This is a genomic window from Azospirillum sp. TSH100 (genome assembly GCF_004923295.1).
Lineage (GTDB): Bacteria > Pseudomonadota > Alphaproteobacteria > Azospirillales > Azospirillaceae > Azospirillum.
The window spans coordinates 1728826-1755611 of record NZ_CP039634.1 but is presented as its reverse complement, the minus strand read 5'-3'; the positions used below and the strand labels follow the sequence as shown (position 1 = coordinate 1755611).

The following is a 26786-nucleotide window of genomic DNA, read 5'->3' as shown; positions in this document are numbered from 1 at the left end:
GCGGTTCTGCATGGTGCGCCCGTTTCGCGGCGCCTTATTAGGTGACCGCGCAACGATCGTTGCCGACGCCGCAACCGCGCCCGACTCCGCAGGAAACGCCAGATGCCCGCTGACTCCGCCCAGCCCTCCCTCCACACGATGGCCAGCGCGATCCGCGCGCTCTCCATGGACGCGGTCGAGGCCGCGAAGTCCGGCCACCCCGGCATGCCGATGGGCATGGCCGACGTCGCCACGGTGCTGTTCACGCAGTTCCTGAAGTTCGATCCGAAGAACCCGACCTGGCCCGACCGCGACCGCTTCGTGCTGTCGGCCGGCCACGGCTCGATGCTGATGTACTCGCTGGCCTATCTGACCGGCTACGAGCGCATGACCATCGACGAGATCAAGCGCTTCCGCCAGCTGCACAGCCTGACCCCCGGCCATCCGGAAGTCGATCCGACGCTGGGCATCGAGATGACCACCGGCCCGCTCGGCCAGGGCGTCTCCACCGCGGTCGGCATGGCGCTGGCGGAGCGGATCACCAACGCCCGCTTCGGCGACGAGCTGATCGACCATTACACCTACGTGATCGCGTCGGACGGCGACCTGATGGAGGGCGTCAGCCACGAGGCCTGCTCGCTGGCCGGCCATCTCGGGCTGAACCGCCTGATCGTGCTGTGGGACGACAACCACATCTCGATCGACGGCGCGACCGACCTCAGCTTCACCGACGACACCCAGGCGCGCTTCCGCTCCTACGGCTGGAACACCATCGCCGTCGACGGCCACGACACCGACGCCGTGTCGAAGGCCATCGCCCAGGCGCGCACCTCCACCGACAAGCCGACGCTGATCGCCTGCCGCACCATCATCGGCAAGGGCGCACCGAACAAGGCCAACAGCCACGCCTGCCACGGCTCGCCGCTGGGCGCCGACGAGATCGCCGCGACCCGCAGCGCCATCGGCTGGACCCATGAGCCCTTCGTCGTTCCCGACGAGGTTCTGTCCGCCTGGCGCGCCGCCGGAACCCGCAGCGCCGACGCCTACTCCGCCTGGAGCAGCCGCCGCGCCACCCTGACCGCCGAGGCCGGCAAGGCGTTCGACGAGGCCTTTGGCCACGGCGTGCCCTCCGCGCTGACCGACACCATCGTCGCCTTCAAGCAGAAGATCAGCGCCGAGAAGCCGAGCTGGGCGACCCGCGTCGCCTCCGGCAACACGCTGGAAGTCCTGGTGCCGGCGATCCCGGAGATGGTCGGCGGCTCCGCCGACCTGACCCCGTCGAACAACACCAAGGTCAAGAACACCGCCGACGTGAAGGGCAAGGGCGAGTTCGCCGGCCGTTACGTCCGCTACGGCGTGCGCGAGCACGGCATGGCGACGCTGATGAACGGCATGACGCTGCATGGCGGCATCATCCCCTACGGCGGCACCTTCATGCAGTTCGCCGACTATTGCCGCCCGTCGATCCGCCTGGCCGCGCTGATGAAGCAGCGCACCGTCTTCGTGATGACCCATGACTCGATCGGTCTCGGCGAGGACGGCCCGACCCACCAGCCGGTCGAGCATCTGGCGGCGCTGCGCGCCATCCCGAACCTGCTGGTGCTGCGCCCGGCCGACGCGGTCGAGACCGCCGAATGCTGGCAGATCGCGCTGGAGGCAACCGGCAGCCCGTCGGTGCTGGCGCTGACCCGCCAGAACGTCCCCACCCTACGCACTGAGCACACGGCGGAGAACCTGTCGGCCCGCGGCGCCTACGTGATCGTCGAGGCCGAGGGCGAGCGCAAGGCGACCATCCTCGCCACCGGCTCGGAAGTGTCGCTGGCGGTGGAGGCCCGCAAGGCGCTGCAGGCCCAGGGCATCGGCACCGCCGTTGTGTCTATGCCGAGTTGGGAACTGTTCGAGCGCCAGGACGACGCCTACAAGGCGTCGGTGCTCGGCACCGGCGTGCGTGTCGGCGTCGAGGCGGCCATCCGTCTGGGCTGGGACCGCTGGCTGGGCGACAAGGGCGCCTTCGTCGGCATGGCCGGCTTCGGCGAATCGGCCCCCTACCAGGAACTGTACAAGCACTTCGGCATCACCGCCGAAGCGGTCGTGGACGCCGTTAAGGCGCGTCTCTGAGAGAAGCCGAAAGGGCGTCCAGCCTATTCCGGACGCCCCACATCCAACTGGAGGAAGTCATGGCTGTACGGGTAGCGATCAACGGTTTTGGCCGCATCGGCCGTCTGGTTCTGCGCGCCATCTACGAGAGCGGCCGTAAGGACGTGGAGGTCGTGGCGATCAACGACCTCGCCGATCTGAAGGCCAACGCGCACCTGCTGAAGTACGACAGCGTCCACGGCCGCTTCCCCGGCACCATCGAGACCGGCGCCGATGAAAACGGAAATGGCGTGCTGATCGTCAACGGCCACTCGATCAAGGTTGTCCAGGAGCGTGACCCGGCCAAGCTGCCGTGGAAGGATCTCGGCGTCGAGATCGCCATGGAATGCTCGGGCATCTTCACCAAGCGCGCCGACGCCGCCAAGCATCTGGAAGCCGGTGCGCAGAAGGTGCTGATCTCGGCCCCGGCCACCGACGAGGACATCACCGTCGTCTATGGCGTCAACCACGACAAGCTGACCGCCGAGCACAAGATCGTCTCCAACGCGTCGTGCACCACCAACTGCCTGGCCCCGGTCGCGCATGTCCTCCACAATCTGGTGGGCATCGAGAAGGGCTTCATGACCACGATCCACTCCTACACGGGTGACCAGCGGATCGTCGACACCAACCACAAGGACCTGCACCGCGCCCGCGCGGCGGCCCTGAACATGATCCCGACCTCGACCGGCGCGGCCAAGGCCGTCGGCAAGGTCCTGCCGGATCTGAAGGGCAAGCTGGACGGCACCGCCATGCGCGTCCCGACCCCGAACGTGTCGGTCGTCGACTTCAAGTTCACCGCCAAGCGCGCCACCTCGGTCGAGGAGATCACCAAGGCGATCTCCGATGCCGCCAACGGCCCGCTGAAGGGCGTGCTGGGCGCCTACACCGAGGATCTGGTTTCGACCGACTTCAATCATGATCCGCACAGCTCGATCTTCGCGCTGAACGAGACCAAGGTCATCGACGGCAACTTCGTCCGCATCATGACCTGGTACGACAACGAGTGGGGCTTCTCCAACCGCATGAGCGACACCGCCGTCGCCATGGCGAACGCCAAGTAAGCCTCGCTTCGACAGGGAAAGGGCGCCTTCCTCGCGGAAGGCGCCCTTTTTCGTTATGGGCAAACGCGCGGCAGCTTCTACGCCGCCCGCACCGTCGCCAGGAAATCGCCGACCTGCGCGTTCAACCCGGCCGCTTCGCTGGTCAGCTTGCCGAGCGCGTCGACCAGTTCGCGGGCGGTGCGGCCGCTCTCGTCGGACGCCGCGGTGACACCGGAGATGCTGGACGACACCTCGCCGGTGCCGGCGGCAGCCTGCTGGACCGAGCGGGTGATCTCCGCGGTGGCGGCGTTCTGCTGTTCGACCGCGGCGGAAATCGCCGTGGCAATAGCACTCAGCCGCTCGATCACCGCCGACACCTTCTGGATTTCCGTCACCGCCTGACCGGTCACCGCCTGGATACCGCTCATCTGGCCGCCGATCTCGTCGGTCGCCTTGGCCGTCTGGTTGGCCAGCGCCTTCACCTCGCTGGCGACGACGGCGAAGCCTTTGCCCGCTTCACCGGCCCGCGCCGCCTCGATGGTGGCGTTCAGCGCCAGCAGGTTGGTCTGGCCGGCGATGGAGTTGATGAGCCCGACCACGGTGCCGATCCGCTCGACCGCCTCGGCGAGGCTGCCGATGCGGCCGGTGGCCTCCTGCGCCATGCCGACCGCCTCGCCGGCGACGCGGCTGGCTTCCGACACCTGCCGACCGATCTCGACGATGGAGCTGGACAGCTGCTCCGATGCGGCGGCGACGGTCTGGACATTGGCAGCGGTGCCGTCGCTCGCACTCGCCACAATGCCGGCCAACTGGCTGGTCTGTGCGGCCGCCTGGGACATCGCCTGCACCTTCTGCCCGAGCTGGTCGGTGGTGGACGAGACGGAACGGATCATCCCGCCGACCGTCCCTTCGAAGCGCGCTGCCAGCCGGTCCATCGACTGCCGCTTTTCCTCCTCGGCCCTGCGGGCGGCCTCGGCCTGCTCCGCCTCAAGCCGGCGGCCTGCCTCGGCATTGACGCGGAACACCTGCACCGCGCGCCCCATGTCGCCCAGCTCGTCACCGCTCGCGATCTCCGGAACGGTGGCGGACAGGTTGCCGTCGGCCAGCGTGCGCATGGCATCGGACAGGCGGCGGATGCGCCGGCTGATCGAGTTGCCGACCAGCGCGATCAGCGCCACCACCGGCAGGGCCAGCCCGCCGACGATCGCGGCCATGGTCCACAGGCTGTGGGTGAAGCGGGTGTCGAGGTCGTCGATGTAGACGCCGGTGCCGATGGCCAGCTGCCACGGCTCGAACATCTTCACATAGCTCAGCTTGGGCAAAGGAACGTCGCTGTTCGCCTTGGGGTACATGTATTCCACAAACCCGTCGCCCTTGGTGCGCGCGGTGTCGACCAGCGCCCGAACGAAGAAGACGCCGTTGGAGTCCTTGTTGTCGCGCTGATCCTTGCCGATCACGTCGGGCCGGACCGGGTGGATGACGGTCTGGTAGTTCAGATTCTGGGCAAAGATGTAGTCCTTGCCGTTGTAGAACATGGTGTTGAGATTGGCCTTGAACCGCTCGAACGCCTGCTCGCGCGTCAGACGTCCGGCCTTGACTTCGGCTTCATATCCGGTGGCCAGCCCATGGGCGGTATGCACGACGGAGCGCAAGGTCTCCTTCCGCTCCTCCAGCATGTTGCGCTGGTCGAGCCAAAGGGCGGCGGCGGCAATCGCGACGGACACGGCGCCGGCCAGCGCCACGAGTGCCCACAGCTTTGCACGCAAAGTCATCTTATATCCGCTCATGAGGCATCCCCCCTTATCGTTCAAGGGATGCAGAGCAAGGACAATGCCAGTTACGGGTGTGGTGCCACCAGGAGAGGTAAAACGTTTGACGGGAAGCCTGCTCGCCATTCCGCCAATCGGCTCACAGGACGCACGCAATCAGCATCGCATTTTGCGAATCCTCAGCCGGCCTTGAGGTTGGCGACGCCGGCGGCGCGGCCCAGGCATTCGGCGATCCAGGCCGACACGCTCTTGCCCTCCCGCGCCGCGCAATCGGCGACGGCGCGGTGCAGGATCGGGTTGATGCGGATGGCGAGCTGTCCGGAGAAGGGCTGTTCGCCGTCGCCCCCCATGTCGCAGGACAGATCGAGATAATCGTCCACCGCCTGCCTGAAGGACTCCCGCAGCTCGTCCACAGAGCGGCCGGAAAAGGTGATGCCGTCGTGGGTGTTGATCACTTCGCCGACAAAGACGCCTGCGTCGTTGTCGAAGTCGATCTGGGCCTTGTAACCCTTGTATTCCATCATCGCGGCATTCCCGGGGGAGGTATTCCAATGAAACGGATGCCGGCGCTGCGGCCTTCCGCCCTCTGTGACTGACCATACTCCGGGACGGCGACCGCAGGGTTTGACCTGCCTCAATTCTCTCAACCGCCTGTGGGGTGGAGCCGTCCGGCAGGCCCGGCTAGGATGCTCGTCCCCCCGGATTCAGACGCCGATGCCGATCATGACAGCCCCTCCGCTCTCCCGCCCCATTCTGATCCGCAGCCTCGCCGACGCGCTGGCCGCGGCGAAGGCGGCCGAATCGGCTGGGAAATCCGCCGGGGAATCGGCCAAGGAATCGGCTGGAGCAGGCCTCGTCCTGATGGCACCGCCGGCGGGCGGAGCGCTGTGGCTGCTCGGCGTGCTGGAGCGGGTGCGCCGATCCCACCCCACGCTCGACCTGACCGGCCTGCTCGATTGCGGGGACCGCGCCGGGGAGGCGCAGGGTGCGCTGGCGGCCGGGGTACCGGTCCTGCTGTTCACCGGCCATCCGCTGGCGGCCGCCCGGCTGGCGGCCATCGCCGCGGCCCGCGGCGCCACCCTGCTGACCGCCACTCCGCCCCTGCTGGACCTCGCCGCCGAAAGCCGGGGCGGCACCCACCCGGAACGGCTGGAGGCGCTATGCCGCCGGTGGCTGACGCGCACCGAAGGTTAGGGTCGGACTACCGCTTTTTCGCACAGCCTCGCCGCGCAAAGGTGGTGTAACGTCACCTAAGGATATTTTTGTGACACGCCGCCCTCCCCCCGATGCCGGACGAGCCCCCCATGAGCATCACCTCCCTCACCACGCCGGACCAGACGATCGCACACCCTGACCGTCCGGGGCACACCACCGGCGGCCGGCATTCCGAACGGATGGGCAAGGGCCCCGCCACCGGGCCCGAGAAGATGCGCGGCCTGAGGCTGATCGCGGTCTGGGTCGGGCTGACCGTGGGATCCTGGGCGGTTCTCGGCGGGGCCGGCTACGGGCTCTACGCGCTGGTCGGCTCTCTTCTGCCCTAACCCCTAGGACAGGGCCTTTCCACCCCCACGGGCCAGCCCCGGCCGCATGCCCTAGGCCGTTCAGGCGTGGCAAATGGCCGCTTTATGCCCCTCCCGCCGTTGCAAATGCGGCCAATCCGGGCTAAGACGGCGCCATTTCCAAGAATGCCCAGGGGAAGAGCCACAATGAAGCTCACGCGCCGCGTCAAAGACATTCTCGCCAACTACGAGAGCGACAATCCCGGCACCAAGGCGAATCTCGCCCGCATCCTGATGGAAGGCAAGCTCGGCGGTACGGGCAAGCTGGTGATCCTGCCGGTCGACCAGGGCTTCGAGCATGGTCCGGCCCGCAGCTTCGGCCCGAACGAGCCGGGCTACGATCCGCACTACCACTACCAGCTGGCCATCGACGCGGGCTGCAACGCCTACGCCGCTCCCCTGGGCTCGCTGGAAGCCGGCGCCGGCACCTTCGCCGGGTCGATCCCGCTGATCCTGAAGATGAACAGCGCCAACTCGCTGTCCACCCAGAAGGAAAACGCCGACCAGGCCGTCACCGCCTCGGTCCAGGACGCCCTGCGCCTCGGCTGCTCCGCCATCGGCTTCACCATCTATCCCGGCTCCGACTCCATGTACAATCAGTACGAGGAGTTCCGCGAGCTGTCGAAGGAGGCCAAGTCCTACGGCCTCGCCACCGTGCTGTGGTCCTACCCGCGCGGCGGCGCCGTCACCAAGGACGGTGAGCTGGCCATCGACGTGATCGGCTACGCCGCCCACATGGCCGCTCTGCTCGGCGCCCACATCATCAAGGTGAAGCTGCCGTCGGCCACGCTGGAGCAGCCGGAAGCCAAGAAGATCTACGAGTCGAAGAACATCCCGATCGCCACCCAGGCGGAGCGGGTGAAGCACATCATGCAGTGCACCTTCAACGGCCGCCGCATCGTGGTCTTCTCCGGCGGCGCCACCAAGGGCGAGGACGCGGTGTTCGAGGACGCCCGCGCCATCCGCGACGGCGGCGGCAACGGCTCGATCATCGGCCGCAACGCCTTCCAGCGCCCGCGCGAGGATGCGCTCAAGCTGCTCGACCGGATCATGAAGATCTACCAGGGCCGGGAGTAACACTTGGCCAAGGGAAAGCCGACGCAGGCGGAACCTGCCTGCCGACTGTACCTCGTGACGCCGCCGGCCCTGGTGCCGGCGGCGTTCGCGCCACTTCTGGCGGAGGCGCTGGATGCGGGCGATGTCGCCTGCGTGCAGCTCCGCCTCAAGGACTGCTCCGAGGACGACATCCGCCGCGCCTGCGACGTGCTGCGCCCGATCGCGCAGGAGCGTGACGTCGCCTTCATCCTGAACGACCATCCGCGCCTGGCGCGCGAGGCCGGCTGCGACGGCGTCCATGTCGGCCAGACCGACACGCCCTATCGCGACGCCCGCAAGATTCTCGGCAACGACGCCATCGTCGGCGTCACCTGCCACGACAGCCGCCATCTCGCCATGATCGCCGGCGAGGAAGGGGCCGATTACGTCGCCTTCGGCGCCTTCTTCCCCACCACCACCAAGACGGCCGAGTACAAGGCCGAGCCGGAACTGCTGAGCTGGTGGTCGGAGCTGATGGAGGTCCCCTGCGTCGCCATCGGCGGCATCACCGCCGACAATTGCGCGCCGCTGGTCACCGCAGGCGCCGATTTTCTGGCCGTGGTCAACGCCGTCTGGGGCCATCCCCAGGGTCCGGGCGCCGGGGTCCGGGCGCTGAACGCCGCAGTAGAAACCGCGCTTGCCGGTGGAGCCGGCTGATTGTAGATATTCCGCCCCACCGGCTGTCGCGAGGATGAGCCGGCCTTGCCGGCAAGCGGCTCCCACGCGGATTTCCCACATATCATGGACCTTCTGACGCCCGAGGCGCTGGGCATCCTGTTCGCCATCGGTCTGCTGGCCGGCTTCGTCGATTCGATCGCCGGTGGCGGCGGTCTGCTGACCATCCCCGCTCTGCTGGCCGCCGGCCTGTCCCCGGCCGAGGCTCTGGCGACCGGCAAGCTGCAATCCAGCTTCGGATCATTGTCTGCCACCATCAAGTTCGTCCGCCGCGGCGAAGTGCATCCCGGCGCGATGCGCACCATGATCCTCTGTACCTTCGTCGGCGCCGGCGCCGGCGCCACGCTGGTGCAGATGCTCGACCCCAGCTTCCTGCGCGACGTCATCCCGATCCTGCTGATCGGCATCGCCCTCTATCTGCTGCTGTCGCCCAAGGCCGGCGACGTCGACGCTCACCAGCGCATCGGCGAACACGCCTTCGCGCTCAGCATCGGCACCGGCATCGGCTTCTATGACGGCTTCTTCGGGCCGGGCACCGGCACCTTCTTCGCCATCGCCTTCGTTTCCCTGCTCGGCTACAACCTGCGCAAGGCGACCGCCCACACCAAGGTGCTGAATCTGACCAGCAACCTGGCGTCGCTGCTGTTCTTCATCGCCGGCGGCCATGTGCTGTGGACGGTCGGTCTGCTGATGGGTGTCGCGCAGTACATCGGCGCCCAGGCCGGCGCCCACATGGTGATCCGCAATGGCGCCCGAGTCGTGCGCCCAATGCTGGTCGTCGCCTCCATCGTCATCACCGCCAAGCTTGTCTGGACCGACGAGCACAACATCCTGCGCGAGTTGTTCACCGCCGCCACCGCCTGGATCGCCTGACGGAGGGCGGCCGCCGCCCTTCTCCCCCAATTATCTCCTGCGACATTTCGCCACAGGGCGTCATCCCCAACCGGAGTAGCTCCTTCGGTTGGGGATGACGCCCTGTGCGCATTCGCCTTTCCCCCCTTTCGATTTGCAACAGGCTCCGCAAAGCTGTTCGTAGAGCCAACAAAAAGTGGTGCGCCCCTCTTTACGTAAGCGTCAGTTCGTGTATCATTGCGTCAATAACACAATTTGGGGAAGGAACGAATGTCTCCGACGACGCTCAAGACACGCCTGATGACCGCCGCTGCCGCCATCGCGGTGACCGCGCCGATCGCGACCGCCTCCACGGCCTTCGCCGCTGGTTTTGCGTTGAAGGAGCAGAGCGTATCCGGCCAGGGGACCGCCTATGCCGGCGTGACCGCCGGCGGCAACGGCGACGCCAGCTCGATGTTCTACAATCCGGCGACCATGGGGCTGGTGACCGGGATCGAAGTGGTCCAGACCGCCACCGGCGTCATCGTGAAGTCGAAGGTCGACAGCGCCAGCGCCACCCGCGCCCGGCGGCTCGGCGGCACCTCGATCAGCGGCAACGCCTCGCCGGGCGACATCGCCCAGGACGCCATCGTCCCGGCCGGCTATTTCGTCTATTCGATCAATGACGATCTGAAGGTCGGCCTGTCGGCCAACGGCCCCTGGGGTCTGGTGACCGATTACGGCGACAACTGGATCGGCCGCTATCACGGCATCCGCTCCGACCTGCGCACCTATAATTTCTCGCCGTCGGTGTCCTACCGCATCAACCCGATGATCACGCTGGGCGGCGGCGTCCAGATCCAGTATGCGAAGGCCAAGCTGTCCCAGGCCTCCGACTTCGGCGCCAGCCGCCTCGGCCGCCCCGGCTCGCTCGACGTCAAGAGCGACATGACCGGAGACGATTGGGGCTGGGGCTTCACGCTCGGCGCCCTGATCGAACCGGTGAAGGGCACCCGCGTCGGCCTCTCCTACCGCTCGGCGGTGAAGCACACGCTGACCGGCACCATTTCCTTCACCGGCCTGCCGGCCTCGCTTGCCGGCGCCCTGCCCAGCCAGAGCATCAACGCCGACCTGACCACGCCGGACATCGCCTCCATCGGCTTGTACCACGAGGTCACCGACCGCTGGGCGGTGATGGCAGATGTGCAGTGGACCAACTGGTCGCGCTTCCGCGAGCTGCGGGTCAATGTCGCCAACCCGGCGCTGAACTCCGTCACCGAAGAGCACTGGAAGGACAGCTGGTATTACGCGCTCGGCACCTCCTACAAGGTGACCGACAAGCTGACGCTGCGCGCCGGCGTCGCCTTCGACAAGGGGTCGGTCGACGTCGAATACCGCACGCCGCGCATTCCGGAGCAGAACCGTTACTGGGTGTCGGCCGGCGCCGGCTATCAGGTGACCGACAGCCTGCGCATCGATGCCGCCTATTCGCACGTCTTCATCCCGAAGACCTCGGTCGCCCTCACCGACGACCTGACCGGTGCCGAAGCCGGCCGCGGCAACCTGAACGTCGACTACAAGAGCAGCATCGACCTGATCGGCCTGCAGGCGAAGTTCACGTTCTGAGAACGCTTGCCCTCTCCCGCCTATACAGGCGGGAGAGGGACGCATTCCTCCTCAAACCCCCGCCACCGGCAGCCACAGCACCTGTTCGATGCTCTCGGCCCCGCTGCACAGCATCGCCAGCCGGTCGAAACCCATGGCGATTCCGCTGCTCTGCGGCATGCCATGGTCCAACGCCGCCAGGAAATCCTCGTCGACCGGGAAGCGCTCGCCATAGAGCCGCTCCTTCAGCGCCATATCCGCCTCGAAGCGGGCACGCTGCACCGCCGGATCGGTCAGTTCCCCGAAGGCGTTGGCCAGTTCCAGCCCGCAGGCATACAACTCGAAGCGCTCGGCCAGCCGCGGGTCCTCCGGCTTCGGCCGCGACAGCGCCGCCATGCACAGCGGATAGTCGGTCAGCACGCAGGGCACGCCCTCACCCAGATGCGGCTCGATGCGGTCGAACATGATGCGGAAGACGATGTCCTCCCAGCGGTCGCCATGATGCGGCTGGATGCCGATGCGCCCCGCTTCCGCCGCCAGGGCCCCCGGGTCGGGATCGTGGCTGCCGTCATAGGTCGCCATCAGATCGATGCCGGCATACTCCTGAAACGCGTCGGGCACCGTCAGCACCCGCCACGCAGCGAAGGGATCGCAGGTCATGCCGCGGAAACTGAAGCTCCGCCGCCCGCCGGCCTCGGCCCCGGCACACAGCAGGTCGCGGCAGTCGTCGATCAGCGTGCGGTAGCCGTCGCCGGCGCGATACCATTCCAGCATCGAGAATTCCGGCGCATGCGTGCCCGACCGCTCGCCGTTGCGATAGACATGCGCCAGCTGCCACAGCCGCGGCAGGCCCGCGACCAGCAGCTTCTTCATGGCGAATTCAGGGCTGGTGTGCAGGTAGAGCGGCCGGCGGTCGTCCGGATGCGGTCCCCGCAGTTCGGTGGCGAAGGCCTGGAGATGCGGTTCCATGCCCGGCGACACCTGCAGGGCCGGCGTGTCGACCTCGATGAAGGCCAGTTCCTCGAACACGCGGCGGACGGCGTTCAGCACACGGCCGCGCGCCGCCAGATAGGGCCGGCGGCGGGCCAGCGCCTCGGGATGCCAGGGGGGAAGATCGCCAGAGGAGATCGAGACGGAGCGGATCGGGGCGGACATGAAGGGTGCGCTCTTGATGGACGGTCGAAAGGGGTGCGGGCGCATCTGAGCATTCAGGACCGGCGTACTCAAGCCGGCTCGGCATTGGTCACAGCCTCCTCCCATGGTAAACTCGGGTCATCGCCGGATCGGGTGTGCGCACGGGACGAAAGGAACACTGAACAGGGTCGCCAAAAACGTTCCAAACGTTCCAAACGTCCCATTGCTGGAGCCATTCTAAACTGCGCGGGCCGGTTCGGCGAAGAATCGCCCGACAATCTCCCGGATCGCACGCCGTTAGCGTTCCGCGCCGTTGCCTATGGGCGGTCAAGCTGGTAGGGTCCGCGCCGCCCGTATTCTGGAATTCACGAGTAAGCCATGAAGGTCAATGCCAACACGATGCGCCCCGGCCATGTGCTGGAGCACAACGGAAAGCTCTGGGTCATCACCAAAACCGCCATCGTGCAGCCTGGCAAGGGCGGCGCCTTCATCCAGCTGGAAATGAAGGACGTTCGCACCGGCACCAAGTCGATCGAGCGGTTCCGCACCCAGGAGACCGTTGAGCGCGCTCGCCTGGACGAGCATGAGATGACCTTCCTCTTCGCCGAAGGTGACAGCTTCACCTTCATGGACAAGGAAACGTTCGAGCAGGTCTCGATCCCGCGCGACATCATCGGCGACCCGGCCGTCTTCCTGCAGGACGGCATGGAAGTCACGGTGCAGAGCCATGAAGGCTCGCCGCTGGGCGTCGAGATCCCCGGCAAGGTCACCCTGCTGATCACCGAGTCCGACCCGGTGGTGAAGGGCCAGACGGCCTCTTCCTCCTACAAGCCGGCCAAGCTGGAGAACGGCGTGTCGATCCTGGTTCCGCCGCACATCGAGGCCGGGACCCGCGTCGTCGTCGATACCGCCAGCGGCGAATACGTCGAGCGCGCCAAGGACTGATCCTTCCCAGGTCCGTCCTGCCATCACCGGTCTTCGCCACGCGCGGAGGCCGGTGTATTGTTTTCTGGTTCCTGCTGCACGAAACGGTACATCAACACCCATGGCCACCCGCTCCGCTCTCATCAACGTCATGGTCCGCGCCGCCGAAAAGGCCGCCCGGGGTCTCGTCCGCGACTTCGGCGAGGTCGAACACCTCCAGGTGTCGCGCAAGGGGCCGGCCGACTTCGTGTCCGCCGCCGACCTGAAGGCCGAACGCACCCTGCGCGAGGAGTTGCAAAAGGCGCGGCCCGAATTCGGCTTCCTGATGGAGGAGAGCGGCGCGTCCAAGGGCAGCGATGCCGAGGCGCGCTGGATCGTCGATCCGCTCGACGGCACCACCAACTTCCTGCACGGCCTGCCGCACTGGGCGATCTCCATCGCCGCCGAGCGCAATGGCGAGATCGTCGCCGGCGTGATCTACGCCCCCATCGGCGACCAGCTGTTCTGGGCCGAGAAGGGCGCCGGCGCCTTCGTCAACCACACCCGCTTGCGCGTCTCCGAACGCCGCCGGCTGGAGGATTGCGTGATCGCCACCGGCATCCCCTTCAAGGGCCGCGGCGACCACGCCACCTTCCTGAAGGAACAGGAAGCGGTGATGAAGGAGGTCGCGGGCATCCGCCGCTTCGGCGCCGCCTCGCTCGATCTCGCCTACACCGCCGCGGGCCGATTCGACGCCTATTGGGAACGCGGTCTGGCTCCGTGGGACTGCGCGGCCGGCGTTCTGATGGTCACCGAGGCCGGCGGTTTCGTCGGCGAGATCGAGGGTGGCCGCAATCCGGTCTTCACCGGCAACGTGCTCGCCGCCAACAGCCACCTCCAGGTTCCGGTCGCCCGCCTGCTGAAGGGCGCCAAGGGCTGATCGCCGAACCGCTCCTCCGTCGCCTCCCGAATGGAGACGGCGGATGAGCGGTTGTGGCTGGAGCGATCGATAGGCTATGGTTCGCAGAACAAAGGTTTGACGGGACACATCGTTTTGCGCCGCTGGGGACACGCCGACCGCAAGCACCTTGCCGCCGCCGCGCTGTGCGCGGTCTGGACGCTCTCTCCGGCTGCCCTGTCGGCGGCTACCCCGGCCAGCACGACGACAGCCGCACCCGCAGGCCTGACGCTGGAGAATGCGGTTCCGCTGTCGGTGCCGCCCCGTCCCAGCCTGCGCACCCCGCCGCCGGTAAAGGCGCCGCCGCGCCTGAACCTGCCGCAGCCGCTGGAAGCACCACCGCCGCCGACGCTGACCGAGGGTCCGGCCCAACCGGCGCCCCGCTCCACCATCGTGCGCACCCAGCCCCCGGCGGCAACTCCCGCCCAGCCGCAGCAACCCGCTGCGCAGGGCAAAGCTGCCGAACCAGTGCCCGTTGCTCCCGCTCCGCCTCCAACTGCGGGGACTCCGCGGACCGACACGGCAGCATTGCCCCCTCCCCCGGAGGCGGCACCTCCGGTGGCTAACCTGCCACCTTCGAGCGTTTTGAGCCTTGTGTTCCCTGCCGATGCCACCAATCTGCCGGATGCGGCGGACGCCGTGGTCGACCGGATCGTCGAGCGGCTGCGCGCCAGCGACACCGCGAGGCTCCAACTCCGCTCCTATGCCAGCGGAACGCCCGACACGGCACGCGAGGCGCGGCAGCGGGCCCTGGCCAGGGCGCTGGCATTGCGCGAGCGGCTGAGCGCCTTCGGGATCCGCAGCACGCGCGTCGACGTTCGTGCGCTGGGTCTCGACGAGGGCGGTGGGGTTTCCGACCGCATCGACGCCGTCTTTCTGAATGAATAGCGCCCACCCCGTGCGCGAGGTCTGATCGGAACACACCTTCGGAGCATCATGACCGCCACCATCCCGACGACCCGACCGCTGGAGGTATCCGCCCTCATGACACGCCCGGAGCGGTTCCTGACCCGGATGATCCTGTTCCTGGTCGTGGTCGGCGCGGTGACCGGCCTGCTGTTCCCCGCCCTGCGCTCGGCCTTTCTCAACAACGCACCGCTGAACGGGGTCATTCTGGCGACGCTGCTGGCCGGCATCGCCTTCATCTTCCGCCAAGTTCTGATGCTCCGCCCCGAAGTGGCGTGGTTGGAGCAGTATCAGAGCGGCGTCGCCCCCGCCTCCTTGCAGGAACCGGTGCTGCTGGCGCCGATGGCACGCATGCTGGGCGAGCGGCGCGGCCGGCTGACCCTGTCGGCGCTGTCGATGCGCTCGCTGCTGGACGGAATCGCCTCGCGCCTCGACGAATCGCGGGAGCTGTCGCGTTACCTGATCGGCCTGCTGATTTTCCTCGGTCTGCTCGGCACCTTCTGGGGTCTTCTGCACACCGTGCAATCGGTCGGCGGCGTCATCGGCAGCCTGTCGGTCCAGGGCGGCGATGTCGGTACCATGTTCTCCCACCTGCAACAGGGGCTGGAAGCGCCGCTGGTCGGCATGGGCACGGCCTTCTCCTCCTCGCTTTTCGGTCTGGCCGGATCGCTGGTGCTGGGCTTCCTCGAACTCCAGGCCAGTCAGGCCCACAACCGCTTCTTCCAGGATCTGGAGGACTGGCTGTCCAGCGCCACCCGCCTGTCGAGCGGCGCCGCCGGTGGGCTCGAGTCGGGCGATCATGCCGCCTCGGCCTATCTGACCGCCCTGCTTGAGCAGACCGCCGAGAATCTCGACTCGCTCCAGCGCACCGTCGCCACCGCCGAGGAGGGCCGCCGTGCCGCCAACGCCAACCTGATGGCGTTGACCGAACGGCTGTCGAGCCTCACCGACCATATGCGCGCCGAACAGCAGCTTCTCCTTCGCCTCGGCGAAAACCAGCTGGAGGTGAAAGGGCTGCTCGACCGGCTGGCGGAAAATTCCGGCGCCGGCTTCGACGACGCCTCGCGCCAGCATCTGCGCAACATGGACATCTACCTCGCCCGCATCGTCGAGGAATCCTCCAACGGCCGGGTCCAGGCGGTGCAGGAGATTCGCAGCGAGATCAAGCTGCTGGCCCGCACCATCGCCGCGCTCGCCGAAGAAGCCGACCAGCAACAGCCGCGCTGACGTCCACACCACGATAGGCCAACGCCGGGAGTCCCCATGGCCAGCATCAGCCGCCGCAACGGCCATCGCGACGCCAGCGCCTGGCCCGGCTGGGTCGACGCCCTGTCGTCGCTGGTGATGGTCGTCATCTTCCTGCTGATGGTCTTCGTCGTGGCGCAGTTCTACCTCGCCACCGCACTGACCGGCCGTGACGAGCAGCTGACTGCGCTGAACCACAAGATCGCGGAGATGAACGACCTGCTGGCGATGGAGCGGGACGCCAACGCCGACCTGCGCGTCAACATCACCCAGCTGTCGACCGAGTTGCAGACCTCCGTCACCGCCCGTGACGACATGACCCTGAAGCTGAGCCAGCTTCAGGAGGACCGCGACCGCACCACCCGCACCCTGGAAGAGCTTCAGCGCAATGTCCGTGTCGACCGCGAGTCGCTGGACCTGAAACTGAAGGAAATCCTCAGCCTCCAAGCCGACATCAAGGCCCTGCGGGACGCCCGGCAGAAGCTGGAAGGGGAACTCGCCGCAGCGGTCGCCGCCACCAAACTGACCGAGCAGCAGCGTCAAGCCCTGCTGACCGAACTCGGCACCACCCGCGACCGTGCCAAGGCTCTGGAGTCGGAACTGGCGTCAGCCGCCGAAAAGACGATGCTGGCACAGAAGGAGATCGACCAGCGCGACATCCGGCTGAAGGGGCTGGAATCGCAGCTGGTCGACAGTCGGTCTCAGGCGCAAAAGGATTTGGTCCAGCGCGATCTGCGGATCCGCGACCTGATGGCCTCCCTGACTGGTGAGCAGGCCGAGGGAACCAAGAGCAAGCAGCAGATCGACCTGCTGAACCAGCAGTTGCTGGCTCTCCGCGACCAGCTGGCCCGCATCGGTGCGGCGCTGGAGGCATCGGAGAAGGCATCGGCCGAGCAGAAGGTGCAGATCGCCGAGCTTGGCGCCCGGCTCAATCAGGCGCTCGCCGCCAAGGTCCAGGATCTCGCCCGCTACAAGTCGGAGTTCTTCGGCCGCGTCCGCGAGGCGCTGGGCAACCGGCCGGATGTCCGGATCGTCGGCGACCGCTTCGTCTTCCAGTCGGAACTGCTGTTCCCATCCGGTTCGGCAACGCTGGAGGACGCTGGCAAGCAGCGCTTGGCCGACCTCGCCCGCACCCTGATCGAGATCGGCAAGGCGATCCCGTCAGACATCAACTGGGTCCTGCGGGTGGACGGCCACACCGACATAAAGCCGGTGCGCTTCCAGTTCGCTTCCAACTGGGAACTGTCGTCCGCCCGCGCCCTGTCGGTGGTGAAGTTCCTGATCGATCAGGGCATTCCGGCTGAGCGGCTCGCTGCCGCCGCCTTCGGCGAGTTCCAGCCCATCGACCCCGGCACGTCGGACGAGGCGCTGGCGAAGAACCGCCGGATCGAGATCAAGCTGGACCAGCGCTGACCGGAACCGCAGCACGTGGGCGGCTGTTTTCCTTCCGTCGACACTCCTGTCGAAGCGAAGGATCAGCCATGATGAAGACAGTCATTGCCGCTTTGTCGGTCGCCGTCCTGACAGGGGGATCGCCGCCCTGCCCCGCCCGGTCGAGGCCAAGGGATGCGTGAAGGGCGCTGCCGTCGGCGGCGTCGCCGGCCATATGGTCGGATCAGGTCACGGGGTCGCCGGGGCCGCCGTCGGTTGCGCGGTCGGCCATCACGAAGCCAAGAAGAAGGACGACACCAAGAAGCAGGCCGACCAGCAGCAGGACGCCCACGGCAACAATCAGCCTTCGAAGTGAGCCTCGCCAAGCGGGATGGAGCGGCAGGGCACTTCAGTCAGTTCCCCTTCCACTCCTCTCGCAGAATGGCGTAGAGGACGTGGTCGCGCCATGCGCCGTCGATGCGCAGGTAACCCCGGGCATAGCCTTCGTGGGTGAAGCCGACCTTCTCCAGCAGACCGCGGCTTGGCAGGTTGGTGGGCAGGCAGGCCGCCTCGACCCTATGCAGACCGAGCTGGTTGAAGGCGAACTCGAGAGCCAGCCGGGTCCCGCCCGACACATAGCCGTTGCGGGCATAAGGCTGGCCGGCCCAGTAGCCGAGCGTGCCCATCTGCGCGACACCGCGGCGGATGTTGGTCAGGCCGAGGCCGCCGACCAGGGCGTCGGTCGCCCGATCGAAGATCAGGAAGCTGTAGCCGAGATCGTCCCGCCACTCCTGCGCCTGCCGCCGCAGCCGCCGGGCAAAGGCGGTGCGTGTCAGGGCGTCGGCAGGCCAAGTCGGCTCCCAGGGCGTCAGGAAGGCGCGCGAGGCGGCGCGGAGATCGGACCACTCCCGCCAGTCGCGCGGAAGCGGCGGCCGGATGTAGCAGTGCGGTCCGTCGAGCCGGATCGCGGGCGGGCTGATGAGGCCGCTGCGAAGAAGGCGGATCATTGAGCATCCCCCTCACCCCGCCCCTCACCCCGGGGGGAGAGGGAGAAAAGCGCAAGGGGAGAGGAGATGCTGCCACCGTCTTCATCGTCAGGCGAGACGCTCCGCAATACGGTCGTAGCTCTCCAGCTTGGCGATGGGGCCGAGAGCGGCCACGGTCGGGCGGCTTGCGCGCAGACGGGTGGCGGCCTTGACCACGGCATCGCGGTCCACGCCGTCGATCTTCGCCACGATCTCCTCGACCGGGACCGGACGATCGTAGATCAGGATCTGCTGACCCAGCTGCTCGCAACGCGACATGGTGCTTTCCAGCGCCATCAGCGTGCCGGCCTTCAACTGCGCACGGGCGCGGGCGACCTCGTCCTCGGTGACGTCGGCGCCGACCTTGGCAATCTCGTCGCAGACGACCGGGACCAGTTCCGCCACCTCGTCCTCGCCGGTGCCGGCATAGACGCCGAACAGCCCGCCGTCATGGTAGCCGCCGGTGAAGGTGTAGATGGAATAGACCAGCCCGCGCTTCTCCCGCACCTCCTGGAACAGGCGGGACGACATGCCGCCACCGAGCAGGGTCGAGAGCACCGAATGGGCGTAGAAGTCCGGGTCGTGCACCCCCACCCCGTCGAAGCCGAGCACGAGGTGCATCTGCTCCAGGTCGCGGTCCTCGCGGAAGTCGCCGCCGGTGTAGCGGGCGGTCTCCGGCTTGGGCGGGGCGCCGCTCGGCAGGTCGCCGAACGCCTTGAATGCGAGATCGACCATTCGGTCATGCTCGATCCGGCCGGCGGCGCTCAGCACCATGCCGGGGGCGCCGTAATGGCCGGCGATGTAGTCGACCAGCGCCTCGCGCGGCAGGGCCCCGACGATCTCGGCGGAGCCCAGCACCGGACGGCCGATGGCCTGGCCCGGATAGGCGGTGGACTGGAAATGGTCGAAGATGATGTCGTCGGGCGTGTCGGCGCTCTGGCCGATTTCCTGCAAAACCACCGTGCGCTCGCGCACCAGCTCCTCGGCGTCCAGCGTCGAGTGCTGGATCATGTCGGAGAGAATGTCGAGCGCCAGCGGCGCATCCTCGTGCAGGACCTTGGCGTAATAGGCGGTCTGCTCGCGGGTGGTGTAGGCGTTCAGCTGGCCGCCGACATTCTCGATCTCCTCGGAGATGCGGAAGGCCGAGCGGCGGCGGGTGCCCTTGAACAGCATATGCTCGACGAGGTGGGCGACGCCGTTGACGCTCGCCGCCTCGTTGCGGGTGCCAACCCCGACCCAGCAGCCGAGCGAAACGGACTGCACGTCGGGCATGGTGTCGGTCGCGACGCGAAGCCCGTTGGGCAACGTCGTCACACGAATGGAACTCATGCGGCCTCCTGGGCGGCGCGGGCGCGCTTGGTGACGAAGTCCTGGACCGCCGCCAGATCGTTCGGCAGGTCGGACAGGCGCTCCTCGCGCACATAAAGATCGGACAGACGCGGCGGCAGCTCCGGCCGGCGGCCGGTCGCCTTTTCCACCGCGTCGGGGAACTTGGCGGGATGGGCGGTGGCGAGAACCACCATGGGAACGGACGGATCGACCCGGCCGGCGGAAACCGCCGCCTTGGCCGCCCCGATGCCGACCGCCGTGTGCGGGTCGAGCAGATAGAGGCTGCCCTTCCAGACGTCGGAAATGGTCGCCATGGTGGCGGCCTCGTCCACCCGGTGGCCGGAGAAGATGGCCAGCGCGCGGGCGAGCTGCGCGTCGGTCACCGCGAACTTGCCGTCGGTGCGGAAGCGGTTCAGCGCCTCCGCCACCGCGGCGCCGTCACGGTCGAGCAGGTCGAACAGCAGCCGCTCGAAGTTGGAAGAGATCTGGATGTCCATGCTGGGAGACAAGGTAGGCACCACGGGCGCCGCGACCATGCTCCCACTGGCGAAAAAGCGCGCCAGGATGTCGTTGCTGTTGGATCCGACCACCAGCGTCTCGATCGGCAGCCCCATGGCGCGGGCGCCATAGGCGGCATAGACATTGCCGAAATTGCCGGTCGGCACGGTGAAGGCGAGCTTGCGGTCCGGCGCGCCCAGCGCCACCGCGGCGGTGAAGTAATAGACGATCTGGGCCATGATGCGGGCCCAGTTGATCGAGTTCACCGCCGACAGCCCCATCCGGTCACGGAAGGCGCCGTCATTGAACATCGCCTTAACCAGGTCCTGGCAATCGTCGAAGGTGCCGTCCAACGCGATGTTGTGGACGTTGGACGACAGCACGCTGGTCATCTGCCGGCGCTGCACCTCGGACGTGCGGCCCTTGGGGTGCAGGATGAAGATGTCGACGTTCTGGCGGTCACGGCAGGCCTCGATGGCGGCCGAGCCGGTGTCGCCGGAGGTGGCGCCGACGATGGTCACCCGCTGCCCACGCTTGGCCAGCACATGATCGAACAGGCGGCCGAGCAGTTGCAGCGCCACGTCCTTGAAGGCCAGCGTCGGGCCGTGGAACAGCTCCAGCACCCAGGTGGTCGGGTCAACCTGCACCAGCGGGGTCACCGCGGCATGGTCGAAGCTGGCATAGGCGTCACGCACGATGGCGCGGAACTCGTCCTCGGCGATGGAGCCGCCCAGGAAGGGCAGCATCACACGGACGGCGATCTCGCTGTAGGGCAGACCGCGCAGGGCGCGGATGTCGTCGGCCGTGAATTGCGGCCAGGTCTCCGGCACGTAGAGGCCGCCGTCGCGCGCCAGCCCGGCAAGAAGGACGTCCTCGAAACCCAAGACCGGGGCCGCGCCCCGCGTGCTGACGTACCGCACCGCTTACACTCCGTCCGATGAAGTGGGCATAGTTAGCGAGGTGCCCGCCCGCACGCAAGCGGTGCGGGACGCACGGCGCATATTCCGTCCGGTTGGGGCGGGCGGCGGCTTCGGGTGGAACGTCTGAAACACCATGAAACGGTTTCGTGGGGTGTGTTCAGTGTTCAATCCGGGCCGACCCGTTTCCCAGGCGGCTCCGGATAAACGGCGTGGAACAGTTTCCCCGAGATGTTCCATCGTTCCATTCCGGCCCGCCCGTTCCCCCGTCGGCTCCGGATGGACGGCATGGAACAGAGTGAAACAGCTTCCCGGAGATGTTCCATCGTTCCATCCCGGCCGGAACCTCTCACGCAGCCTCCTCGACCGCCTCGTCCGCCCCACGCCCCCGCACCAGGGAAGCGGCGCGTTCCAGCACCTCCGGGCCGGCGCCAGGGCGGTGGGCGTTCTCGGCGATGTGGCGGCGGTAGGCACGGGCGCCGGGCAGTCCCTGGAACAGGCCCAGCATGTGGCGGGTGATGGCTGACAAGGGCGTGCCGAGGGTCATCCGCGCCTCGATGTAGGGCAGCATCGCCTCGATCACGGCATGGCGGTCGGGCCCGGGTTCCCCGCCCAACAGGCGGCGGTCGGCGTCGGCCAGCAGATAGGGGGTTTCATACGCGGCGCGGCCGATCATCACGCTGTCGAGCCGGCCCAAATGCTCCTCGGCTTCGTCCAGCGTGCGGATGCCGCCGTTGATGGCAATGGTCAGCTCAGGGTACTCCGCCTTCAGCCGGTGGACGAGGTCGTAGCGCAGCGGCGGGATGTCCCGGTTCTCCTTGGGACTGAGTCCCTTCAGCCACGCCTTGCGGGCATGGACGATGAAGTGGGTGCAGCCGGCGGCCGAGACGGTGCGGATGAAATGGTTCAACGTCGGCCACTCCTCCATCTCGTCGATGGCGATGCGCGACTTGACGGTGACGGGGATCGAGACCGCATCGCGCATGGCGCCGACCAGCCGGGCCACCAGATCGGGCTCGGCCATCAGGCAGGCGCCGAAGCGGCCGGACTGCACGCGGTCGCTGGGGCAGCCGACATTGAGGTTCACCTCGTCATAGCCCCACTCTTCCGCGATGCGGGCGCAGGCGGCGAGATCCGCCGGGTCGGAGCCGCCGAGCTGGAGCGCCACCGGATGTTCCGCCGCATCGAAGCCCAGCAGCCGTTCACGGTCGCCATGCAGCACGGCGCCCGTGGTCACCATCTCGGTATAGAGCAGGGTCGAGCGCGACAGCAGACGGTGGAAGTACCGGCAATGCCGGTCGGTCCAGTCCATCATCGGGGCGACACTGAGGGGGATGGTGGAGGTGACGGGGGTCGGGGCGGTCATCGCGGTCAGCTCTGCTGCGGCCGGAAAAATCAGGATGGGCGAAACCGGATCGACGGGCAACCGCCGGGCGCAAATCCCGGTAAACGCAAAAGGCCCGGCTATGCAGCCGGGCCTTTCTAAGCTTGTCGCGCACCTTTGAGGAGGTGGCGTCCCCGACGGGAGTCGAACCCGTGTCGCCGCCGTGAAAGGGCGGTGTCCTAGGCCTCTAGACGACGGGGACGTCGTTCGCGGTGACGCGCTTTCTAAAGACCGGAGCCGGAGAGCGCAAGCGCTTTTTCGCATCGCCCGATACTTTTTTGCGCCCTGCCCCGCAGAACCGTTGGACACTCTACGCCGAGCGCGCGGGTGCGGCGTCGTCGATCAGCAACTGCACGCCCTCGGACCCGTTCCAGCGGTCGATCCGCAGCACGCCGGCGAGGTGGAAGGGAGTGCCGCGGCCGGTCAGCAGGGCCTGGCCCATGTCGCTGTCGAGCGCACGGAAGGCGATGGCCTTCAGCCGGGCGCCGTCGTTGCCTTGCAGGATGCAGCGGACATGGTTGGCACCCACCACATCGGCACGAACGACGCGGGCGTCGGCGATGGCGAAGCGCGGCTCGGAATTGCCGGTGCCGTAGGGACCGAGCTTGTCGAGCATGGTCACCAGACCGACGCTGGCGCCGCCGACCGACAGCGCGCCGTCCAGTTCCAGCGTCGGAACCAGCGGCGCGGATGCCACCTGTTCGGAGATGCGGCTGTGCAGGAAGTCGCGCAGCGCGTCGATCTTGTCGCCGGCCACGGTGAAGCCCGCCGCCATGCGGTGGCCGCCGCCGGCCAGCAGCAGCCCCTCCTGCCGGGCGGCGATCACTGCGGCACCGAGATCGACACCGCGCACCGAACGGCCGGACGCCTTGCCGATGACGGTGCCGTCGGCGGCCTCCTCCAGGGCGACGACGCAGGCGGGGCGGCTGTAGCGCTCCTTCAGGCGGGCGGCGACGATGCCGATGACGCCGGGGTGCCAGCCGGCACCGGTGACGAAGACCAGATCGGTCTCGCGCCCGGCTTCGGCGGCGACACGCTCCAGCGCCTCGTCGAGGACCGCCTGCTCGATGGTGCGGCGCTCGGCGTTGTGGCCCTCCAGCCGCTGGGCCAGTTCCATCGCCTCGATGGGATCGTCGGTGGAGAGCAGGCGGGCGCCGAGGTCGGACGCCCCCACCCGGCCGCCGGCATTGACGCGCGGGCCGAGGACATAGCCTGCATGGTAGGCGTCCGGCTTCTCCTTCACCCCCGCCACGTCGGACAGGGCGGCAAGGCCGGGGTTGGCACGCCGCGCCATCACCTTCAGCCCCTGCGACACCAGCGCGCGGTTGAGGCCGGTCAGGGGCACCACGTCGCACACCGTGCCGAGCGCCACGATGTCGAGCCACTCCATCAGGTTGGGCTCCGCCCGGTCGCTATAGAAACCCGACTGGCGCAGCACGCGGTTGACCGCGACGATGGTGATGAAGGTGACACCGGCGGCGCAAAGCGTGCGGTAGGCGCCGTCCTCGTCCAGCCGGTTGGGGTTGACCAGGGCGACGGCGGGCGGCAGGCGCGGCTCTGCGGCATGGTGATCCAGGACGACGACATCCAGCCCGGCCTCGGCGGCGGCTTCCAGGGCGGCGAAGGCGGAGATGCCGCAATCGACCGTCACCACCAGCCGCACCCCCTCCCCTTTCAGACGCAGCAGAGCCGCAGCGTTGGGGCCGTAGCCCTCCTTGATGCGGTCGGGGACATAGACGCGGATGTCGGCGCCGAGCGAACGGAAGAAGCGGCGCAGCAAGGCGGCGGAGGTTGCGCCGTCGACGTCGTAGTCGCCGAAGACCGCCACCGGCTCGCCGTCGCGGATGGCCCGCGCGATGCGCTCGGCCGCCGGATCCATGTCGCGGAAGCGCGAAGGATCGGGCAGCAGAGCCTTCAGCGTCGGGTTCAGGAAGGTGTCGCAGGTCTCGTCGGTAACGCCGCGGGCGGCCAGCACCCGGCCGACGATCTCCGGCAACCCGCGCCCCTGGGTGAGCGCCTGCGCCTGCCGCTCGTCGCAGGGCCGCGCCTGCCAGCGCTTGCCGGACAGGGAGTTGGCGACGTTGAGGAAGGCGGCGGCTTCGGTCATGGCGGTGCTGCACGGTCTCTCTGGGATGGGGGCACAGCCATAGCAGAGATGGGCGTGCGGCGCACGGGTGGGTGTGGGCAGGGGTGGGATGAGCGTGCGGGGGCTTACGCCGCCCGCATCCACACCGCCGTGTCGTGGAAGGCCGCCCCGCCGGCGGGCGGGACCGGTTCCGGCGAAGTCAGGCTGTTGATGCCCATGCCCTCGACGAAGGCGCCGTTGGGCCAGATGCCTTCGACGATCACCACGCCGCGCGGCACCCCGGCGAAGGGCTTGGCATGGACCACCACGCTGCCCTGCGGGTTGCCCAGCCGTACCGCATCGCCATCGGCAAGCCCCAGCCCCGCTGCATCGTCCGGGTGGATCAGCGCGGTGGGACGGCCTTCGCGCTTCTGGGCGGTCAGCGTCTCGGTGAAGGAGGTGTTGAGGAACTGGCGTGCCGGGGCGGTGACGAGACGGAAGGGATGCTCCGCATCGGCGTCGCGGCCGGGGGCCATGTGGTCGGGCAGTTCCGGCATGCCGCCATAGGGGCCGAGTGCGGCCCAGTCGGGGGCGAAGCGGAACTTGGCGTCGGGATGGGCGAAGCCGTTGAGGAAGTGGGAGGTCTCGAAATCGGGCTGGGCGTCGATCCAGCGGTCGGCGGTGAGCGTCGCCGCGTCGCCGAGGTCGGACGCCTTCAACATGGCGTCGATGATCTCCATCGCGGTCATGTTGAAGCCGGGATGCTCGGCGCCGACGCGGCGGGCGAGTTCGGAGATGACCCAGTGATTCTCGCGCGCCTCGAACTGCGGCTCGATCACCTTGCGGCCGATCAGGATGTGCATCTGGCCGCCGCCGCGGTAGATGTCGTCATGCTCCAGGAAGGTGGTGGCGGGGATCACCAGATCGGCCAGCTTGGCCGTGTCGGTCATGAACTGCTCATGCACCGCGACGAACAGATCCTCGCGCAGGAAGCCCTGGCGGACACGGTTGGAATCCGGGCAGATCGTCACCGGGTTCGTGTTCTGGATCAGCATCGCCGTCACCGGCGGGCCGCTGGTCAGGTCGCGCGGGTCGCCGGTCAGAACCGCGCCGATGCGCGACTGGTCGAAGCTGCGCACCGACTTGTCGAGGCGGTCCAGCCCCTCCGACAGGGTCTTGTCCAGCTTGTAGATGCCGGACGAGCAGTAGAGCGCGCCGCCGCCCTTGTGCTGCCACGCCCCGGTGACCACCGGCAGGCAGGAGACGGCATGGACCTGGGCGGCGCCGTTGTGGGCGCGCGACAGGCCGTAGCCGATACGCAGGTAGCTGCGCTTGGTGGTGCCGTAGAGGCGGGCGAACTCCTCGATCTCCGCCACGGTCAGTCCGGTGATGGCGGCGGCCCATTCCGGGGTGCGGCTGGCGAGATGCGCCTCCAGCCGGTCGGTGCCGGCGGCGAGGCGGGCCAGATAGGCGCGGTCGGCGTGGCCGTCGCGGAACAGCACATGCATCACCGCGCAGGCCAGCGCCCCGTCGGTGCCCGGCCGCAGCATCAGGTGCAGGTCGGAGACCTCGGCGGTGCCGGTGCGGTAGGGGTCGATGGTGACCAGCTTGGCGCCACGGCCCTTCCGGGCGCGGCTGACATGGGTCATGACGTTGACCTGGGTCGCCACCGGGTTGCCGCCCCAATTGACGATAAGGTCGCTCTCCGCCATCTCGCGCGGGTCGGCGCCGCGGATGTCGCCATGACCGGCGAGCCAGCCCATGTTGGCCGGCGTGTCGCAGACCGTGCTGGTCTGACGCGAATAGCCCTTGGCATGGCGCAGGCGCTGGATGCCGCCGCGCTGCACCAGACCCATGGTGCCGGCGTAGAAATAGGGCCAGACGGCTTCGGGACCATAGGTCCGCTCGGCGGTCAGGAAGGCGTCGGCGATGCGGTCCAGCGCCTCGTCCCAGCCGATTTCCGTCCATTGGCCGGAACCCTTGGGGCCGCTGCGCAGCAGCGGGGTCTTCAGCCGGTCCGGCGAATGCACCCGCTCGGCATAGCGGCTGACCTTCGCGCAGATGACGCCGGCGGTGTAGCTGTTGTCGGCGGCACCACGCACCTTGCCGATGCGGTCGGGGGCGAGGCGCTCCACCTCCAGCGCGCAGGTGCTGGGGCAGTCGTGCGGACAGGCGGTGGGCAGGAACTGGGCCGACAAGGCTAACCTCTGGTCTGGCTGGCGGCGGGAGAAGGCGGAAGTTTAGGCCCGGCCGCGCGCCCGCTTCAATGCACAACAATGTATGGGTATAATAATGATGGGCTGCACAAGCGAAGGGGCCGCGAAGTCCGGTTCCGGACTTCGCGGCCCCCGCCGATTCA

At 67.9% G+C, this 26786-nt stretch carries 23 protein-coding genes and 1 tRNA gene; 14 read left to right on the top strand and 10 right to left on the bottom strand.

From position 1 onward, the window contains the following. Nucleotides 1–102 precede the first annotated feature (102 nt). On the top strand, nt 103–2097 hold the full coding sequence (gene tkt, locus E6C72_RS08350) for a transketolase (protein ID WP_109442401.1): 1995 nt from the start codon (nt 103–105) through the stop codon (nt 2095–2097). Nucleotides 2098–2156: 59 nt separating this feature from the next. Beyond that, nucleotides 2157–3179, top strand: a complete 1023-nt coding sequence (gap, locus tag E6C72_RS08345; protein ID WP_136700701.1) for a type I glyceraldehyde-3-phosphate dehydrogenase — start codon at nt 2157–2159, stop codon at nt 3177–3179. Nucleotides 3180–3256: 77 nt separating this feature from the next. Here the strand turns inward: gap and E6C72_RS08340 are convergent, their stop codons facing one another. Both E6C72_RS08340 and E6C72_RS08335 read right to left on the bottom strand, forming a co-directional pair. Further along, nucleotides 3257–4930: a methyl-accepting chemotaxis protein gene (locus E6C72_RS08340; protein WP_247876094.1), complete on the bottom strand. Its 1674-nt coding sequence runs from the start codon at nt 4928–4930 to the stop codon at nt 3257–3259. Nucleotides 4931–5106: 176 nt separating this feature from the next. Next, nucleotides 5107–5451: a type II toxin-antitoxin system HicB family antitoxin gene (locus E6C72_RS08335; RefSeq protein WP_109444213.1), complete on the bottom strand. Its 345-nt coding sequence runs from the start codon at nt 5449–5451 to the stop codon at nt 5107–5109. 190 nt (nt 5452–5641) lie between these two features. On the opposite strand from E6C72_RS08335, the gene E6C72_RS08330 reads away from it, so the two are divergent. The 6 genes from E6C72_RS08330 (at nt 5642) to E6C72_RS08305 (ending at nt 10713) form a co-directional block, all read left to right on the top strand. Further along, nucleotides 5642–6121 (top strand): hypothetical protein, encoded by a 480-nt coding sequence (locus E6C72_RS08330; protein WP_247876093.1) that lies wholly within the window; start codon nt 5642–5644, stop codon nt 6119–6121. A 110-nt stretch (nt 6122–6231) separates the two neighbouring features. Next, the gene (locus E6C72_RS08325) at nt 6232–6468 is read left to right on the top strand and encodes a hypothetical protein (RefSeq protein ID WP_247876092.1); all 237 of its coding nucleotides are present in this window, start codon (nt 6232–6234) and stop codon (nt 6466–6468) included. A 165-nt stretch (nt 6469–6633) separates the two neighbouring features. Continuing rightward, a complete protein-coding gene (locus E6C72_RS08320) occupies nt 6634–7563 on the top strand; it encodes a class I fructose-bisphosphate aldolase (protein ID WP_109444211.1) in 930 nt (309 codons plus the stop codon). 3 nt (nt 7564–7566) lie between these two features. Next, a complete protein-coding gene (gene thiE, locus E6C72_RS08315) occupies nt 7567–8238 on the top strand; it encodes a thiamine phosphate synthase (RefSeq protein WP_109444210.1) in 672 nt (223 codons plus the stop codon). A gap of 84 nt (nt 8239–8322) precedes the next feature. Next, nucleotides 8323–9129, top strand: a complete 807-nt coding sequence (locus E6C72_RS08310) for a TSUP family transporter (protein ID WP_109444209.1) — start codon at nt 8323–8325, stop codon at nt 9127–9129. Between the two features lie 249 nt (nt 9130–9378). After that, nucleotides 9379–10713: an OmpP1/FadL family transporter gene (locus E6C72_RS08305; protein ID WP_109444208.1), complete on the top strand. Its 1335-nt coding sequence runs from the start codon at nt 9379–9381 to the stop codon at nt 10711–10713. Between the two features lie 51 nt (nt 10714–10764). Here E6C72_RS08305 and epmA read toward each other — a convergent pair whose 3' ends face one another. Beyond that, complete coding sequence (gene epmA, locus E6C72_RS08300; RefSeq protein WP_109444207.1) at nt 10765–11847, bottom strand: EF-P lysine aminoacylase EpmA; 1083 nt, start codon at nt 11845–11847, stop codon at nt 10765–10767. Between the two features lie 357 nt (nt 11848–12204). Between epmA and efp the strand changes: the two genes are divergently transcribed. The 6 genes from efp to E6C72_RS08270 all read left to right on the top strand — a co-directional run bounded on the left by efp (nt 12205) and on the right by E6C72_RS08270 (nt 17585). Then, nucleotides 12205–12771 (top strand): elongation factor P, encoded by a 567-nt coding sequence (gene efp / locus E6C72_RS08295; protein ID WP_042695430.1) that lies wholly within the window; start codon nt 12205–12207, stop codon nt 12769–12771. A 100-nt stretch (nt 12772–12871) separates the two neighbouring features. Then, nucleotides 12872–13669, top strand: coding sequence for an inositol monophosphatase family protein (locus E6C72_RS08290; RefSeq protein ID WP_109444206.1), 798 nt, complete (start codon nt 12872–12874; stop codon nt 13667–13669). 96 nt (nt 13670–13765) lie between these two features. Continuing rightward, nucleotides 13766–14575: an OmpA family protein gene (locus E6C72_RS08285; RefSeq protein ID WP_247876091.1), complete on the top strand. Its 810-nt coding sequence runs from the start codon at nt 13766–13768 to the stop codon at nt 14573–14575. Between the two features lie 48 nt (nt 14576–14623). Further along, nucleotides 14624–15820 (top strand): flagellar motor protein MotA, encoded by a 1197-nt coding sequence (locus tag E6C72_RS08280; RefSeq protein WP_109444205.1) that lies wholly within the window; start codon nt 14624–14626, stop codon nt 15818–15820. A 36-nt stretch (nt 15821–15856) separates the two neighbouring features. Further along, nucleotides 15857–17251: a peptidoglycan -binding protein gene (locus E6C72_RS08275; protein WP_109444204.1), complete on the top strand. Its 1395-nt coding sequence runs from the start codon at nt 15857–15859 to the stop codon at nt 17249–17251. Nucleotides 17252–17408: 157 nt separating this feature from the next. Continuing rightward, nucleotides 17409–17585 carry a hypothetical protein gene (locus E6C72_RS08270; RefSeq protein ID WP_247882036.1) on the top strand — a complete coding sequence of 59 codons (177 nt, stop codon included), beginning with the start codon at nt 17409–17411 and terminating at the stop codon, nt 17583–17585. A 37-nt stretch (nt 17586–17622) separates the two neighbouring features. Here E6C72_RS08270 and E6C72_RS08265 read toward each other — a convergent pair whose 3' ends face one another. From E6C72_RS08265 to E6C72_RS08235, 7 genes are all read right to left on the bottom strand, one after another. Next, nucleotides 17623–18216 (bottom strand): GNAT family N-acetyltransferase, encoded by a 594-nt coding sequence (locus E6C72_RS08265; protein ID WP_109444203.1) that lies wholly within the window; start codon nt 18214–18216, stop codon nt 17623–17625. Nucleotides 18217–18303: 87 nt separating this feature from the next. After that, nucleotides 18304–19563 carry a pitrilysin family protein gene (locus E6C72_RS08260; protein ID WP_109444202.1) on the bottom strand — a complete coding sequence of 420 codons (1260 nt, stop codon included), beginning with the start codon at nt 19561–19563 and terminating at the stop codon, nt 18304–18306. Beyond that, nucleotides 19560–20981 (bottom strand): threonine synthase, encoded by a 1422-nt coding sequence (gene thrC, locus E6C72_RS08255; RefSeq protein WP_109444201.1) that lies wholly within the window; start codon nt 20979–20981, stop codon nt 19560–19562. The genes E6C72_RS08260 and thrC overlap by 4 nt, the downstream gene beginning before the upstream one ends. 346 nt (nt 20982–21327) lie before the next feature. Beyond that, the gene (gene dusA / locus E6C72_RS08250) at nt 21328–22344 is read right to left on the bottom strand and encodes a tRNA dihydrouridine(20/20a) synthase DusA (RefSeq protein WP_109444215.1); all 1017 of its coding nucleotides are present in this window, start codon (nt 22342–22344) and stop codon (nt 21328–21330) included. A 144-nt stretch (nt 22345–22488) separates the two neighbouring features. After that, nucleotides 22489–22564 (bottom strand) — tRNA-Glu (locus tag E6C72_RS08245). A 108-nt stretch (nt 22565–22672) separates the two neighbouring features. Then, a complete protein-coding gene (gene recJ, locus E6C72_RS08240) occupies nt 22673–24469 on the bottom strand; it encodes a single-stranded-DNA-specific exonuclease RecJ (protein WP_109087120.1) in 1797 nt (598 codons plus the stop codon). A gap of 104 nt (nt 24470–24573) precedes the next feature. Beyond that, nucleotides 24574–26625, bottom strand: coding sequence for a molybdopterin oxidoreductase family protein (locus tag E6C72_RS08235; RefSeq protein WP_109087121.1), 2052 nt, complete (start codon nt 26623–26625; stop codon nt 24574–24576). Between the last annotated feature and the right edge of the window lie 161 nt (nt 26626–26786).

Coding starts and splice junctions, on each gene's coding strand:
- E6C72_RS08290 (WP_109444206.1), top strand. CDS start 12,872: ATGGCCACCCGCTCCGCTCTCATCAACGTCATGGTCCGCGCCGCCGAA.
- E6C72_RS08265 (WP_109444203.1), bottom strand. CDS start 18,216: ATGATCCGCCTTCTTCGCAGCGGCCTCATCAGCCCGCCCGCGATCCGG.
- E6C72_RS08335 (WP_109444213.1), bottom strand. CDS start 5,451: ATGATGGAATACAAGGGTTACAAGGCCCAGATCGACTTCGACAACGAC.
- efp (WP_042695430.1), top strand. CDS start 12,205: ATGAAGGTCAATGCCAACACGATGCGCCCCGGCCATGTGCTGGAGCAC.
- tkt (WP_109442401.1), top strand. CDS start 103: ATGCCCGCTGACTCCGCCCAGCCCTCCCTCCACACGATGGCCAGCGCG.
- E6C72_RS08325 (WP_247876092.1), top strand. CDS start 6,232: ATGAGCATCACCTCCCTCACCACGCCGGACCAGACGATCGCACACCCT.
- dusA (WP_109444215.1), bottom strand. CDS start 22,344: ATGACCGCCCCGACCCCCGTCACCTCCACCATCCCCCTCAGTGTCGCC.
- recJ (WP_109087120.1), bottom strand. CDS start 24,469: ATGACCGAAGCCGCCGCCTTCCTCAACGTCGCCAACTCCCTGTCCGGC.
- E6C72_RS08320 (WP_109444211.1), top strand. CDS start 6,634: ATGAAGCTCACGCGCCGCGTCAAAGACATTCTCGCCAACTACGAGAGC.
- E6C72_RS08330 (WP_247876093.1), top strand. CDS start 5,642: ATGCCGATCATGACAGCCCCTCCGCTCTCCCGCCCCATTCTGATCCGC.
- E6C72_RS08305 (WP_109444208.1), top strand. CDS start 9,379: ATGTCTCCGACGACGCTCAAGACACGCCTGATGACCGCCGCTGCCGCC.
- E6C72_RS08310 (WP_109444209.1), top strand. CDS start 8,323: ATGGACCTTCTGACGCCCGAGGCGCTGGGCATCCTGTTCGCCATCGGT.
- E6C72_RS08275 (WP_109444204.1), top strand. CDS start 15,857: ATGGCCAGCATCAGCCGCCGCAACGGCCATCGCGACGCCAGCGCCTGG.
- E6C72_RS08280 (WP_109444205.1), top strand. CDS start 14,624: ATGACCGCCACCATCCCGACGACCCGACCGCTGGAGGTATCCGCCCTC.
- E6C72_RS08340 (WP_247876094.1), bottom strand. CDS start 4,930: ATGACTTTGCGTGCAAAGCTGTGGGCACTCGTGGCGCTGGCCGGCGCC.
- gap (WP_136700701.1), top strand. CDS start 2,157: ATGGCTGTACGGGTAGCGATCAACGGTTTTGGCCGCATCGGCCGTCTG.
- E6C72_RS08260 (WP_109444202.1), bottom strand. CDS start 19,563: ATGAGTTCCATTCGTGTGACGACGTTGCCCAACGGGCTTCGCGTCGCG.
- epmA (WP_109444207.1), bottom strand. CDS start 11,847: ATGTCCGCCCCGATCCGCTCCGTCTCGATCTCCTCTGGCGATCTTCCC.